This window comes from Bacillus sp. JJ1122, assembly GCF_036964885.1.
Classification (GTDB): Bacteria; Bacillota; Bacilli; order Bacillales; family Cytobacillaceae; genus Mesobacillus.
This window is the reverse complement of record NZ_JBALQL010000005.1, coordinates 1-14,753: the sequence shown is the minus strand read 5'-3', so window position 1 is coordinate 14,753 and position 14,753 is coordinate 1. Positions and strand designations below refer to the sequence as shown.

The window sequence follows — 14,753 nt, the reverse complement described above, 5'->3', positions numbered from 1 at the left end:
ACCCGTCCGGATATTGGACGGGTTTTAATATGTGTTTTTTACGATAAAACCTTCTTGATACGCTCAATTGCCCAGTCCAAGTCTTCCTGGCTGATCACAAGGGGCGGCGCGAAGCGAATGACAGTATCATGTGTTTCTTTGCATAGCAAGCCTTCCTCTTTCAAATCCTCACAGTATTTACGCGCAGGCTCGGTTAATTCTACTCCGATGAAAAGTCCGCGGCCGCGGATGTCTTTTATCATAGGGTTATCGATTTCGCGAAGCTTGCTGATGAAATATTCACCAAGTTCAAGTGACCGTTCAGCCAGCTTTTCGTCAATCAATACGTCAAGTGATGCAAGCGATACAGCGCAAGCCATTGGATTGCCTCCAAATGTAGATCCATGTGAGCCTGGGTTGAAAACACCTAGTACATCACTGTCAGCCACTACGCAGGAAATCGGGAATACTCCGCCTCCCAAGGCTTTTCCTAATATATACATATCAGGCTCGATGCCTTCCCACTCACACGCAAACATTTTTCCTGATCTAGCAAGTCCTGCCTGGATTTCATCCGCAATAAACAGCACATTGTTTTCCTTACACAAATCAAATGCAGCACTCATGAAGCCTTCTGGCGGGATGACAATCCCAGCCTCTCCCTGGATTGGTTCGATTAAGAATGCAGCAGTGTTAGGAGTGATCGCCGCCTTCAATGCTTCAAGATCTCCATAGGGAATCAATTTAATTCCTGGCAGCATTGGCCCAAAGCCCCGCTTATATTCAGCTTCAGAAGACAACGAAACCGCTGTCATTGTCCGGCCATGGAAATTACCGATACAAGCGATGATTTCAGCCTGGTCTTCAGCTACATCTTTCACATCGTAAGACCAGCGGCGGGCAGCTTTAATTGCTGTTTCAACAGCCTCTGCTCCTGTATTCATAGGCAGCGCCATTTCTTTATTTGTCATTTTGCAGATTTTTTCATACCAAGGTCCAAGCTGGTCATTATGGAAAGCTCTTGACGTTAGCGTCACTCGATCAGCCTGATCTTTAAGAGCCTGGATGATTTTTGGATGGCGATGTCCCTGATTCACTGCAGAGTAAGCACTTAGCATGTCCATATATTTATTGCCTTCAGGATCCTCTACCCAAACACCCTCTGCCTTAGAAATAACGATTGGCAGCGGATGATAGTTATTGGCGCCATACTTTTCTGTCTGTTCAATCAGAGAGTGTGTTTTTGTTGTAGTCATGAATCTTCCTCCGTTCCAATGAAAAATTGGTTAGACAATCATATTGTAACCTGTAGAATCATGCTAGGTAACCCCATAAAGAAAGAAAAAACGGAATTGTCGGGTTTTTCTTATAACAAGCCCGGATTCATCGTAATTTGACCCTTATTAGATCATTGATGCCATTGTTTCTCACCTTCCATTGTTCCAATGACCTTTATTGGAGCATCCGGTCCCTCGATTGCTCTCCCTCCATTGTTCCGATGACCCTTATTGGAACATCCGATCCCCCGATTTCTCTCCCTCCATTGTTCCAATGACCTTTATTGGAACATCCTGCTCGACGGTTTCTCACCCTCCATTGTTCCCATCATGTATTTTAATTTCTATAACGAATCTAACGCCATAAAAAAAACCGGACTCAATTGTCCGGTTTTTTCAAAAGCTATTACTTCTTAGCCATGTCTGACTGGTCGATCCACTCTTGAAGCTTATCCTTCAAAGTGTTGAAGCCTTGTGCTGAATCATCCTGGTATTGAACAACAGCAGCTGGACGCTTAGCGCGTGGCTTCTTTGGTGCACGTTGAACTTGCTCAGGAGCTTCTTCAGTTGCACGGATAGATAATCCAATTTTTCCAGCAGCTTCATCAATTGACAATACTTTCACTTTCACTTCGTCGCCAACTGTAAGGTGCTCGTTGATATCCTTAACATAACCGTGTGTGATTTCTGAAATGTGCACTAGACCTTGTGTATTTTCATCTAATGCAACGAAAGCGCCATATGGCTGGATTCCTGTAACTTTTCCTGTTAAAACACTGCCTACTTCAATTTTCTCTGACATCGAAACACTCCTAAATTTTGTTGTATTTTATCCCATTAATACGCAATTAAAAATTATATCATATAATGTAGTTTTAATCAAAAGGAATAGGATAATTCTTATTTAGGCGTTTCCAAATTTTATTTCAGACTATTGAAGAGGCATATATCTGACTTTCCAGATTCCATCCTCAAGGACCATTTGGAAGACTGGTGCATCTGCACGTTCCTTGAAATGTAATTGGATCCCAGTAATCAAATCTGGATTCTCTTCTGAATAATAGAGCGAAGCATGGTCATACTCTTCAAGCATCGTGCTAAGCTTCATTCCCGCAGCCTGTTGTTCACTGATATATTGTTCTTCAGAAGGCAAGGCGTCATTTTGAATATATAAAGCATACTTTGTACCATAATCCTTTATTTCATCCGCATAAAAATAGAGCTGCATCACCTGAAACGCACTATAATTTCTGAGGATATTCACATCTTTTTTGGCTGAAAACTCCTCATAGGCAGACTCCATTTCTGCTGTTAATGGCAGGATGCTTTGAGTTATCATGATTTCAGATTGATCAGGAGTCTTTATGTTCATATATTTGGGGAAGATTACTGCCCGCATCGAAAACTCCGGATCCTGTTTGAAATTATTTTTTTCAAGCTGATCATAGAAAATTTTGACGGCCGCTCCTGTATCGGTGTTTGGATAGGTATTTATTACAAAACGATAAGCGCTCTTTACTTCTTCCTTTAAAACCTTATTGTCAGAGAAAATAGGTTTTGCAGGGTTCCCTTTAACAAACAGGGCATAAAGGGATTGAACATCATTTTTCATCCATTGTTCAATCATTGGATCCTGAACAATTTTAATCCCTTTCTCATGATCCACCAAGAGCTGCCCCAAATTCTTATATGATAGTACATTGCCTTGCGAATCCTGCACTTGGTGGCTTAATAGTTCCAGATAAGACACAAAATCAGGATTGCCTTCGGTCTTTAGCTTTTCAGCAGCGCTTAGATAATCGATATAGATCATGATCTTCCCATTATCTCCCCTAAAAGCATAGCCATTTTGAACAGCACCTTCAGCTAGCTTTTTTAAACGAGGAGTGGCAATTCCTTCACCGCCAGCATTCAATTTTCCAACAACATCAGACATACTCGCCTTTTCCAATGCTTTATCGATTTCCCCATCGTACAGGTCTAAAGATTGCAAATAAGCCCCCCAGTAAGAATCCAGTTGTACGAGCAGGTTGTATTCATCATTCTTGTCCTTTTGATGATTTCCGGCTCCTTGAGACAGCCTTTCCATGATTTCTGATGGCATGGTGAACGCTTCACCAATCGCACTTTTAAAGTCCTTCAATTTCCTTTCAAATTCTCTTCGATCATACGCTTTTGGTTTTTCTAGTACCTCAGATTCAAATTGGGCAATATCCTCAAGGATATTTTGATAAAAGATTGGCTCATATCCGGCTCCAAAACCTAATTTTTCTTTTGTGTTGGTTTGACTTTCCGTGTAATAAGCTTGCAGAGCTGTTATTTTTTCTTTTACTTCTGCCTCTGTTAATTCACCTTTCTTTTCGGTACTGTCGCCCGACGTCTGGTGAACCCCTGGTTTTTCCGAAGTAGAAATCCCGCCATAATCGATATACTGCATCATTAAAACTCCGGCAATCATTCCTACGCCAATAAAACTTGCTGCATATGGCAGGTGGAACCACTTATTCTGATTCTTTCTCTTTTGATCCTTTTTAATGGCCGCAAGGATTTCCGAACGACTCTCCTCTTCAGGCATGTCATGATATGCTTTTCTCAAGCTATCGAGACGCTTCTCCAACAATTGATCATCCATGGTTTTCACCCTCTCTCTTCTCAGCTAGCGCGAGCAGCTTTTTTAAATGTTCCTTGCCCCTTAAAAGACGCGTTTTTACATTCGCAAGCGATATGCCTGTAATTTCCGCGATATCGTCATAGCTTTTATCGTGAAAATAAAATAGGACAATCGGGATCCGATATTTCTCATCAAGTTTTTGGATGCATTCGTGCAAGGTTCTGTCTTCCTCAAAACGGAGGATGCTTTCTTCAGCGGTTTTCCCATTGAAGGTCCTCTCCTTACCGATTTTCAGCACCTTTTTAATCTGCCTTTGTTTATTGCGGGCAAAATCCCTGGTTACATTTAAGGTAATTTTATAAAGCCAGGTCGTGAACTTCGCCTGTGAAAATTGATCCAGGAAGCGAAAAACCCTGACAAACACTTCCTGTGTGATATCATCAATGTCGTCATAATTGTTTCCAAGCTGGAAGGCAAAGCGCTTGACAGCGGGAGTATAAACATCGATCAGTTCCGCAAAAGCCTGCATGTTTCCGTTCCGGGCCCGAAACACTAATTCCTCTTCATTCATTTGGATCCCCCAAACTGATTTCTCTTTTTTCATCAAAAAATTAACTGTCTCACAAGAAAAAATCTTATCGAAACAACTTTATCTATAAAACGCCGGATTTCCGTTTATGTTTCAAAAAATAGTAAAAAGTTACATTAATGGGTTAAAATCTGAAAATACTATGCTTTTAACTGAATAAATAGTAACATGGATAAATAATTTTCTGTTTTGTCAGAAAAAAATAATTTGCTTTTTTTGGATATTTTTAAAAGGAGTTTTTATATGGACAAGCATGAACAATGGACCTCTAAACTTGGTTTTATCCTTGCGGCTGCTGGGTCGGCAATAGGTCTCGGGGCAATCTGGAAGTTTCCATATATGGCGGGTACGAACGGGGGCGGCATCTTTCTTGTCCTTTTCCTGCTCATGACGATTTTGATCGGAGCACCAATTTTATTGGCCGAATTCATCATTGGCCGGAACACCCAGAAAGACGCGGTTATGTCTTATAAACATCTAGCCCCCAAAAGCGCATGGCCGCTGCTTGGCTACGGCGGTGTCATCGCATCCTTCATCATCCTTTCATTCTACAGTGTTGTTGGGGGATGGATCCTTTCTTACCTTGGACGAAGCTTGACTGGATCATTATCCGGCCTGACTCAGGCTGAGTATGGAAACACCTTCGAAAGAATCATTGCTAATCCTGTTGAGGCAGTGGCCGTGCAATTCCTTTTCATACTGCTTACCATCTGGGTTGTCCAAGGCGGTGTTCAACAGGGGATTGAAAAGGCAAGCAAATACATGATGCCCGCTCTATTTATCATTTTCATAGTCCTGGTGATTCGTTCACTCACTCTTGAAGGAGCAATGGAGGGCGTTGAGTTCTTTTTGAAACCTGATTGGTCTGCAGTCACTGCTGAAACCGTGCTGCTGGCACTAGGCCAGTCCTTTTTCGCCTTAAGTGTCGGCCTTTCTGTGATGGTCACCTACGCTTCGTATTTATCTAGAGGTGAAAGCCTCACAAAATCAGCGTTCTCTGTCGTTGGCTTGAACATTTTCATCTCACTGCTCGCTGGACTGGTCATTTTCCCAGCAGTATTTGCACTCGGATTTGAACCGGAAGCAGGTCCTGGACTAGTATTTGTTGTCTTGCCCGCAGTATTTGAGCAGCTTGCCTTTGGAGGATTATTCTTAACGATCTTTTTAATTCTGCTTTTGTTTGCTACATTGACATCTGCCTTTTCCATTTTGGAAATCATCGTTGCAGTTCTTTCGAAAGGGAATGTCGAGAAGAGGAAGAAATTTGCCTGGATCGCAGGGATGCTGGTATTTGCTGCTGGAATACCAAATGCCCTTTCCTTTGGCATATTATCCGACGTGAAATTTTTCGGGAAGACATTCTTTGATCTCGCTGATTTTATCACGAGCAATATTGCTCTCCCGCTTGGCGCTTTTTTCATTGCCATTTTTGCAGGTTATATACTCCCTCGAAAATTGGTTAGGCAGGAGCTTGAGACAGGTGCTGGGAAAAATCCGTTGTTATTTAACATTTGGTATATCGCAATCCGCTACATCGTTCCTGTTGGCATTGGCATTGTCTTTTTACAATCTATAGGCATATTGTAAAGGTAGGCTCACCTAACCTTAATGGTTGATCTTTATTAATCTTTTGGCTCTGTTAAAGCTGAATTTTGATTCTTAAACCCTGTTGATTGTAGTGAAAGGCGCGAAGACTCCTCCGAAAATGCTAACGCATTTCCATCGTGCGTGGGCGGATTCGAGGAAGTAATTCAGTGTCCTGCTGGCTCAGCTGGACAGGTGAAACCCCGCAGGAGCGACGAGGAGACTCAGCGCCAGCCCCTAGAAGAATTTGCTTATGAAAAAGCTGGCAGTTGGGCTTTTTCATAATTCTTCCGCGAAAAGCGAAGCGCCTGGTACGAAAATCAACAGCCTTGTCTAACAGTGCCAAACTTTAGACACCATTCAATAGAGCCTAAAGTTAAGAAAACGTTCACATTGTAGACGAAACATCCACCCTTTTTCTGATAAACTTATAATAAGAGATATTTTCTGGAGGTGAGGATCGATGAATGCGATTGGCCAGAATATCAAAAATTGCCGAATGCGAAAAGGAATGTGCCTGGAAGAGCTTGCATTGAAATCACGAGTTGGCACACAAACAATTGAGCGCTATGAGAGCGGCGAGCAAACACCGAATTTGCAGACGATATTAAAAATCTCGACTGTCCTGGATGTGCCGGCTTCCGAGTTGATGGGGCAGCAAATCTACGTTACTGCTCCAACAGAAGCTGACCCAACAACAAGCAGTTTATAAATACCGGCAATTAACTTGAATGAACACTTAGGTTTAAGGGGCAGAAATTTTCTGCTCCTTATTTCTTTATATAAAGTTTTAGAAATAACATGTATATCATTCTGGCAAACTGGTTATCCTTATTGTATAAGGCTTTCTAGTATTCCCCCCTTTTTTGAATGGACTTCCATATTTGGATGTCCATCTTTTTTTGTTTCCGCTTTTTTTCACATTATGTGTGTGAACTTTCAATTCACGGGGAAAATAAATGGCATACCTTACATATTTCGCAAATAATGTCAGGAGTGAAAGCCACAATGGAAGATGTTACGTTTGCCAGGAATAAAACGATTAACGGAATCGATTTGTATTACGAACATTATGTACACCCGGCATCCGATGAAACACTCGTGCTGCTGCATGGTTTTCTTTCCTCTACTTTCAGCTTCCGGCATTTGATACCGCTGCTTAAAGAGGATTATAATGTCATTTCTGTTGACCTCCCGCCATTCGGGAAGAGCGGCAAAGTTCCCAGTTATAAATATTCGTACCATAACATTGCTGCAACTGTTGTTGAATTAATGAAGTCTCTTGGAATCAGCGGATTTAATGTAGTCGGCCATTCGATGGGCGGGCAAATTGCTTTAAATATTCTTTTGCACTATCCAGAGTATGCCAAAAAGGGAATATTGCTTTGCAGTTCAGGCTATTTGAAGAGAGCGAAGCTTCCTCTTGTCCTGACAAGCTATATCCCTTATTTCCACCTTTATGTGAAATTCCATCTCGCGAAGTCTGGTGTGAAACAAAACCTGAAAAATGTAGTGTATGACCATTCCATGATTAATGATGAAATGCTCTACGGCTACTTATCCCCTTTTTTAGAGGATGACATTTTTAAAGCATTGACGATGATGATCAGGCATCGGGAGGGTGACTTGACTTCTGAGGAGCTAAAAAGAATCGATGCACCTTGCCTGATGATCTGGGGTGAGCACGATAAGGTTGTCCCTGTCAGTGTCGGAAGAAAATTAAAGAAGGATTTAAAGAATTCTAAACTGGTGATTTTAAAGGAAACGGGCCATCTCGTGCCGGAAGAACGGCCGGAGGATGTCCATAAGCTGATCAATCAATTTATTGGCGCAGAGGAAAGAGTCGAAGCAACAGCAAACGGCAGCCGTTGATGGCTGCCGTTTCCTAAGTTTATAATGAGCAAACATCCTCATTTTTAATTGAAAGCAAAGTGTTAGCGATTAAACGGCATTCCTTGTATGGCAATAGGTTTTCAAACGAAAATTCGAATACAGACTGAATTCTCTTTGCAATTTTATCAGCATCATCAAAATCATGAACTGCCTGGAGGATATCGGCAATTTCCGGATCAAATTCCCCTTCCCCAACGTCAATAGGATCCCATTTATTCAAAACATCAATTAATTTATAGCTAAGTTCTTTAGATTCCAATTCAATCACCTGATATTTTTTTATAAATATTTTATCATAAAGATAGTGAGTTATAAATTTTCAGGAAATGGCGGTGTACATATGGATAAGTTTGATTTTGATAAAGTGATTGATCGCAGCAAGTCTAGTTCTGTGAAATGGGATTCGACTGAAAATGTATTTGGGACGGCAGATGTGCTTCCAATGTGGGTCGCTGATATGGACTTCCAGCCTCCAAAAGCTGTTTGTGACGCTCTTAAAGAAAGGATCGATCATGGGGTTTTCGGATATACTTTTGTACCAATTTCGGTTACTGAAGCCCTTCAGCTTTGGCTGAAAAATCGCCATGGCTGGGAGATTGAAACATCATCCGTTTTATATAGCGAGGGCGTGGTGCCTTCCATCAGTACTGCGATCCGTGCTTTCACGGAGAAAGGCGACAAGGTCTTGGTGCACTCTCCTGTTTATACACCTTTTTTCAATATGGTGAAAAATAATGACAGGACCCTTATCACGTCAAACTTAATTTATGAAAATAACCGATTTGAAGTAGATTTTGAGGACTTTGAAGAAAAGTTGAAAGAGGGAGTTAAATTATTCATCCTGTGCAACCCTCATAATCCTGGCGGCAGGGTCTGGACAAGGCTTGAGCTCGAAAAACTCGGTGACTTATGCGTAAAGCATGATTGCCTGATCGTTTCGGATGAAATACACTCCGATCTTGTTTTCAAACCGAATGTCCATACACCAATCGCTTCGCTAAAAGAAGAGTTCATGGATATTACAGCTACATTTGTCGCCCCGAGCAAAACGTTTAACTTGGCGGGACTTCAAGCTTCGGCTGTTATTATCCAGAATAAGGAACTAAAGAACAAATTCAAGGAAATTCAGCAGCAGCAAGGGTTCTTTACCTTGAATGCGTTTGCCATTGCCGGAATGGAAGCCGCCTATCGCTGTGGAGAGGAATGGCTGGAACATCTGCTGGACTATTTGCACGAAAATATGAAGATTGCCACTGAGTTTATGAAAGAAAACCTTCCAGCACTTAAACCTATGCAGGCAGATGCTACCTACCTGCTTTGGATTGACTGCAGGGAGCTTGGATTAAGTGATGAAGAACTGAAAGAAAAACTTCTGTACAAAGGGAAACTTGCACTTGAGCCAGGAACGAAATACGGAGAAGGCGGAGAAGGTTTTGTCAGGATGAACCTGGCTTGCCCGCGCGAAACCTTACTTGAAGGTCTCGACCGTTTGAAAACTGCGTTCAGCTAAGCCAACCTTTCAGTATTCACCAGAAATAAAGAAGGAGCCAGACCTCTAGGTCCTGGCTCCTTCTTTATGCTTTTAGGCACTCATTTCAAGTGCTTCATAATATGGCTGAAGTGAATAATGAATGATTGTGTCCATGAATGGGTGAAGTTTTTGCGGAGTCAGCATCCTTGCATAGTCCCATGCATTATTTTCGATATTCAAGGCAATCCCAGTTCTCGTGTAATCATTAGTACAAGCGTCCATCTGCTCAATTAAATCAGCTAGCTGACTGTCCTCTGCATGGCCGATTTCATGGGCAAAAACAACAGCGAGGTAATCCTCGAATGAATCTAATGATGAAAAGATTTGCAGGCACTGGTCCTTGATTTCTTCAATATATAAAGTGATGGTGTGGCTCGCGAAATTATATTTCCCGCCCGCAAACCGTTCTCCTGGAAAATATGATTCAAGTTCAACCTTAACACTGCTACCCGACTGGATAAGAATTTGATCGACAACACTCTTTATCTGTAAGTCCTTCAATTTATACCCCTACTCATTTTTAAGATATAAATTGTATTATAAACCTTTCCTGAAATAATGAAAACATGACTTTTACCCCGATTCCCACAAGTTAAACCACCCAGATAGAATTTTATGGTTTCAGTTTAACGCGTCACTGCACTGGGGGTCTGACCCCCACCCATTTAACGCGTTACAGGGATATTGTTATGAAAAAAGAACAGCTGAGGATAATCAGCTGTTCTTCTTATGTTCTTCCATTTGCTTCATGACTGTCTGCTCATATTCTTTAGCTTTCTGTGCTTCCTTTTTGGAAACCTTAATGATAAACCTCATTGTCAGGATCGCTCCAATCAGGAAAACGAATGAGGTAATAGCTGCGGGAATATATTCAGTCTTATCCTCTGGAAAATATAAAAATAATGAGATGACAAACCAGTGATTCATTCTCATCTTCCTTTCTTACTCGGAAACACGTACCCACACATTATAGCAAGGTTTTGCATTTCATCCAACCTGGCCAGATGCTATTTCAGTACATTGATTTTTTCAATGACGACATCTTTTTCAGGCTTGTCTTGCGCTCCAACTGGGGTAGCGGCAATTTTATCGACAACATCCATTCCCTCGACAACCTGCCCGAAGACTGTATGCTTGCCATCCAGATGCGGAGTGCCGCCATTTTCATAGGCCTTGATTACTTTTTCAGGATAACCTGCTTGTTTCATTTGTTCTGACAGGCTAGGATCCAACTCTTTATTCTGGACGATGAAAAATTGGCTTCCATTCGTATTAGGTCCTGCATTCGCCATCGATAAGGCTCCGCGGATATTGAAAAGTTCTCTTGAAAACTCATCCTCGAACGGTCCGCCGTAAATACTTTCACCGCCCATGCCTGTTCCATCCGGGTCACCGCCCTGAATCATGAAACCATCGATAACCCGGTGGAATGTAACTCCCTCATAGTAGCCTTCTTCGCTGTGCTTGATGAAATTCTCCACCGTTTTTGGCGCCTGTTTCGGGAAAAGCTTGATTTGAATGGTACCCATATTGGTAACCATTTCAACAAGTCTTTCATTTTCCTGGACTTCCTTAATCGTCTGTGGATAAACAATATTTTCATCCACTTTCTGCTGATCAGCTTGTCCACCATTATCTTGCGTTTCTTCCTTCGCTTTCTCTGCTTCTTGCTTCTCGCCTGCAGTACCGCAGCCAGCAAGAACAAACATGATTGCTATTAGTACCGCTAATATTTTTTTAGTCATCGTATGTATCCCTCCTATAAACACTTTAAAGGATTGCAAAAGGTTTTGCACTTTGTTTTTTGCTCTAAATCTTGCATAATAAAAGAAAAGGCATTACGTCCTGGCAAGTGAATGACAGGTGTGCAGGACATTCGTCACATAATCTATTTTTCGAAAGGAGAAAATCATGTCCGAACTGAAAATTGGCGAGAAGGTGACCGCCATTTATAAAACTGGCAAGTACATAGGAGAGGTTACAGAGCGCCGTCCCCAGCACTATCTTGTCCGTATTTTGGCAGTAGCTAAACATCCAATGCAGGGCGACCTTCATAATCCAAAGGATGCTGAAGTGGGCTTTTTTCATGAAAGAAAGGCACTATCCTACCGGGAACAGGCAAATATTCCTGAAAAAATGGTAAAGCCGTTCGAAGGTGAGATTCCTGACTATCTTGATTCACTGAAAGAAGCAGCAAGTAAATTGCGATCAGACCTTGAGGATGACAATTCTCCATGGGCACAGCAAAGCCTTCGAAATTTGGAATCGCTTGAGAAGGATTACTTTAAATAAGAGTCTGCCGAGTAATATACCCATCGTAAGAACGCCAAAAGCCAGATTGTTTTCTCCAATCTGGCTTTTTTATGCAAACTTGTTCAACAGCTTTGAAAAATCGACCATGTCCCCAATTGTAGTGGGCTCAGGCCTGCGCAGATACTGTTTGTCTTTCTCTACCAGCTTGTAAATATGATAGGTTGTCAAAGCATCATCGAGCGCACGGTGGTGCTTTCCAGTGCCTTCCCTGCCATATTCCTGTACAGCCTTCCAAAGTCCAGTCTGATTCTGGTCACCAAAGAAACGTTTATATTCCATCGAAAGATCAATTTGCTTGCCCGGGAGCGGAAATGAGACGGATGCCTGCAGGCAATTATGCTGCAATACCTTCATGTCCATATTGCCCCAGGTGACAACCTGGCAGTTTTTGCTTCCACCCATACACCTTAATTTCTCCGCCAAATCATGAAACGAGATTCCTGAATTAACCTGTTCCTGGGAAATGTTCAGAAATGACCTGCATCTCTCAGTTAAATTTGGAAAACGGTTTGGCCTTACATATGAGGAGAACTGTTCAACCACCTTGCTGTTCTCAACCAGAACGGCACCAGCCTCAATAATTTCCTGGTAAAAGCCCCGCCTCCTGCTGTTCCGGTCAGGCATCGTAAATTCAAAATCGATAAATAATGTCCTTTCATTTTCGCTCATGCTTCCCCAACTTTCTGAAAAGCCAGTAGTTGTATGTAACCAGTATATGCTTTTCTGTCGATTATTTTTTCTATTATATCACGAATCAGAATAAATTTTTTAATTTTTCTGCATTTTTATATTGTCTAATTTAAATATTGGAGTTTTCGTGGTTTTTATTAGAGAATAATCATTTCTGATAAAAGATTACTTGCTTTGGATTTTTTTGTTACGCTCCGTTCAAGTCTTAATTATGCTAAATTTAATCCGATATAAAGCGTGCGTTATATGCAAATTAATTTAACAGGATTCTTACACAGCAAAAGAAAGGAATTAACGTGCGCATCCTAACAGGCTATTTACTGACTATGCTTTTAATACCCGCGTTCATCACAGTCGTTACGTTAACGTTTAACGAAGCCGGAAAAGCGGAAAGCTTCAACGAGATTCTTGATAAGCAAGTCAACTTGACCCAGACAAAGCTTTCGCAGACAAGCTTGATTCTTGCCAGCAATGGTGATGTCGTAACAGAACTTAACCATCCGATGAACAGAAGATATGTGTCATCCAATGAAATTCCAGGTTTCATAAGAGATTTATTTATCGTTTCCGAGGATCAAAATTTCTACAAGCATCCTGGATTTGACCTGACTGCAATAGGCCGTGCGCTTGCAATCAACATTCACTCAGATGGAATCGAGCAGGGTGCAAGCACGATTACTCAGCAGCTGGCCAGAAATCAGTACCTGAACCATTATCAATCCTATAACCGTAAACTCAGTGAAGTTCTATATGCTTACCAGCTCGAAAAAACATTTTCAAAAACGGAAATCCTTGAGCAGTATCTAAACGCGATCTATTTTCAGAATAACGCTTACGGAATCCAGGCAGCTGCGGATTTTTATTTTAAAAAGAAGCCGGCAGACCTTAGTAAGGCTGAACAAGCGTTTCTAGCCGCTATCCCTAATAATCCTTCCTTTTATGATCCTTTAAATCACTTTGATCGGACAAAGAAACGGCAGGAGCTTCTGTTAGATCAGCTAGTCCAGAGTGGTCAACTTCATTTTGACGAAGCAGAAAAACTTAAAACTGAGAAGATTGTTTTAACAATAAGACCAAGGAAAAATGCATATCCTGACTACACTTCATTTGTTTTAAGTGAATTAAGGGAATTGGTATCTGAACATGAAAAATTAGGAACTGAACAAGAATTAGATGCGAGAGTCGATGAATTGTTAAGTTCAGGAATCACCATCCACACAGGTCTTGATCCAGAACTGCAGCTGAGGACAAAGAGATCAGTGGCAGAGCACTTACCCTACAAAGGAATTGAAGGCGCTGCTGCAGTTGTGAATCATGAATCGAACCTCATAGTGGCTTTAGCAGGTGGCAAGAACTATCGTACCGGTGACTTCAACCGGGCCTACCAGGCTTTTCGCCAGCCTGGCTCTTCCATTAAACCTTTGCTCGTGTATGCTCCCTACTTTGAACGGACAGGCGCCAGTATAACGGAGAAAGTGGATGCTGAAGCCATTTGTATCAAAGGATATTGCCCGAGAAATTACGGGGGAGCGAAATATGGAAAGGTGACCCTGGAACAGGCATTTACCCATTCCTATAACACACCCGCTGTCAGGCTGCTTCAGCAGGTTGGTGTGAATGAGGCTTTTAGTGATTTAACACCGTTTCATTTTGAAAAAGTGACATCCCGGGATCAAGTGCCGGCTTCTGCAGTCGGCGGCTTCACAACTGGCATGAGTCCGTTAGAAATGACCGAGGCCTATACTGTTTTCAGCAATGAAGGACTATTTATCAAGCCGAGAGCGATTGCGAAGGTGACTGACCTCAATGGCCAGCTTCTTTATAAATGGAATCATCTGCAGGTGAAGGTTTGGAGCGCGAAAACAGCTGAGACTGTAAACGAGTTGATGAAAAAAACTGTTACATCAGGAACAGCAAGGAAAGTGGCGTTTACCGGTCAGACGGCGGGAGGCAAAACAGGAACGACCAATGATTTCAAGGATTTATGGTTCATCGGCTTCAAGGGACAGCTGACTGCAGGAGTATGGGTTGGCAAAGACACGCCGCAAAGCATGGAATCCATTCATGACAAATCACCACAGCTGCTGATCTGGCGGGATATAATGAAATGATTAGACCGGGGTGTGTCTTTTTATATGGTTGATTTCAGTTTAAGGCACTCGTTTTCCGGAGGATTATGGGCTTTACTGTTTGGACATCAACCCATTAAATAAATAGGCTCTGTTAAAGCTGAATGTTGATTTTTAAACCCTGTTGATTGTAGTGGAAGGCGCGAAGACTCCTCCG

15 protein-coding genes are annotated in these 14,753 nt (G+C 41.9%); 6 read left to right on the top strand and 9 right to left on the bottom strand.

Features of this window, described 5'->3' with window-relative positions:
* Window positions 1-38: 38 nt before the first annotated feature.
* The 4 genes from V7201_RS03420 to V7201_RS03405 form a co-directional block, all read right to left on the bottom strand.
* Entirely contained in the window at window positions 39-1,235 is a 1,197-nt protein-coding gene (locus V7201_RS03420; protein WP_335375386.1) for an ornithine--oxo-acid transaminase, read from the bottom strand.
* Window positions 1,236-1,662: 427 nt separating this feature from the next.
* On the bottom strand, window positions 1,663-2,058 hold the full coding sequence (gene yugI / locus V7201_RS03415; protein ID WP_207502143.1) for a S1 domain-containing post-transcriptional regulator GSP13: 396 nt from the start codon (window positions 2,056-2,058) through the stop codon (window positions 1,663-1,665).
* Window positions 2,059-2,187: 129 nt separating this feature from the next.
* On the bottom strand, window positions 2,188-3,888 hold the full coding sequence (locus tag V7201_RS03410) for a hypothetical protein (protein ID WP_335375385.1): 1,701 nt from the start codon (window positions 3,886-3,888) through the stop codon (window positions 2,188-2,190).
* Window positions 3,881-4,438: an RNA polymerase sigma factor gene (locus V7201_RS03405; RefSeq protein ID WP_335375384.1), complete on the bottom strand. Its 558-nt coding sequence runs from the start codon at window positions 4,436-4,438 to the stop codon at window positions 3,881-3,883. Before V7201_RS03405 ends, V7201_RS03410 begins: the two co-directional genes overlap by 8 nt.
* Before the next feature lie 261 nt (window positions 4,439-4,699).
* Between V7201_RS03405 and V7201_RS03400 the strand changes: the two genes are divergently transcribed.
* The 3 genes from V7201_RS03400 to V7201_RS03390 all read left to right on the top strand — a co-directional run bounded on the left by V7201_RS03400 (window position 4,700) and on the right by V7201_RS03390 (window position 7,912).
* Entirely contained in the window at window positions 4,700-6,043 is a 1,344-nt protein-coding gene (locus tag V7201_RS03400) for a sodium-dependent transporter (protein ID WP_335375383.1), read from the top strand.
* A gap of 460 nt (window positions 6,044-6,503) precedes the next feature.
* Window positions 6,504-6,752 (top strand): helix-turn-helix domain-containing protein, encoded by a 249-nt coding sequence (locus V7201_RS03395; RefSeq protein ID WP_335375382.1) that lies wholly within the window; start codon window positions 6,504-6,506, stop codon window positions 6,750-6,752.
* A 296-nt stretch (window positions 6,753-7,048) separates the two neighbouring features.
* A complete protein-coding gene (locus tag V7201_RS03390; protein ID WP_335375381.1) occupies window positions 7,049-7,912 on the top strand; it encodes an alpha/beta fold hydrolase in 864 nt (287 codons plus the stop codon).
* A gap of 19 nt (window positions 7,913-7,931) precedes the next feature.
* Here V7201_RS03390 and V7201_RS03385 read toward each other — a convergent pair whose 3' ends face one another.
* Window positions 7,932-8,192: a DUF1871 family protein gene (locus V7201_RS03385; RefSeq protein WP_335375380.1), complete on the bottom strand. Its 261-nt coding sequence runs from the start codon at window positions 8,190-8,192 to the stop codon at window positions 7,932-7,934.
* Window positions 8,193-8,273: 81 nt separating this feature from the next.
* Between V7201_RS03385 and V7201_RS03380 the strand changes: the two genes are divergently transcribed.
* On the top strand, window positions 8,274-9,443 hold the full coding sequence (locus tag V7201_RS03380; protein ID WP_335375379.1) for a MalY/PatB family protein: 1,170 nt from the start codon (window positions 8,274-8,276) through the stop codon (window positions 9,441-9,443).
* Window positions 9,444-9,515: 72 nt separating this feature from the next.
* Here the strand turns inward: V7201_RS03380 and V7201_RS03375 are convergent, their stop codons facing one another.
* The 3 genes from V7201_RS03375 to V7201_RS03365 all read right to left on the bottom strand — a co-directional run bounded on the left by V7201_RS03375 (window position 9,516) and on the right by V7201_RS03365 (window position 11,209).
* Window positions 9,516-9,965, bottom strand: coding sequence for a hypothetical protein (locus tag V7201_RS03375; RefSeq protein ID WP_335375378.1), 450 nt, complete (start codon window positions 9,963-9,965; stop codon window positions 9,516-9,518).
* A 213-nt stretch (window positions 9,966-10,178) separates the two neighbouring features.
* Complete coding sequence (locus tag V7201_RS03370; protein ID WP_335375377.1) at window positions 10,179-10,391, bottom strand: hypothetical protein; 213 nt, start codon at window positions 10,389-10,391, stop codon at window positions 10,179-10,181.
* An 80-nt stretch (window positions 10,392-10,471) separates the two neighbouring features.
* Window positions 10,472-11,209, bottom strand: coding sequence for a peptidylprolyl isomerase (locus V7201_RS03365; protein WP_335375376.1), 738 nt, complete (start codon window positions 11,207-11,209; stop codon window positions 10,472-10,474).
* 166 nt (window positions 11,210-11,375) lie between these two features.
* Here V7201_RS03365 and V7201_RS03360 point away from each other — a divergent pair, with 166 nt between their 5' ends.
* Window positions 11,376-11,756: a kinase-associated lipoprotein B gene (locus tag V7201_RS03360; protein ID WP_335375375.1), complete on the top strand. Its 381-nt coding sequence runs from the start codon at window positions 11,376-11,378 to the stop codon at window positions 11,754-11,756.
* A 69-nt stretch (window positions 11,757-11,825) separates the two neighbouring features.
* Here V7201_RS03360 and kapD read toward each other — a convergent pair whose 3' ends face one another.
* Window positions 11,826-12,446: a 3'-5' exonuclease KapD gene (gene kapD, locus V7201_RS03355; protein ID WP_335375374.1), complete on the bottom strand. Its 621-nt coding sequence runs from the start codon at window positions 12,444-12,446 to the stop codon at window positions 11,826-11,828.
* Between the two features lie 317 nt (window positions 12,447-12,763).
* Between kapD and V7201_RS03350 the strand changes: the two genes are divergently transcribed.
* Entirely contained in the window at window positions 12,764-14,578 is a 1,815-nt protein-coding gene (locus tag V7201_RS03350; protein ID WP_335375373.1) for a transglycosylase domain-containing protein, read from the top strand.
* Window positions 14,579-14,753 lie beyond the last annotated feature (175 nt).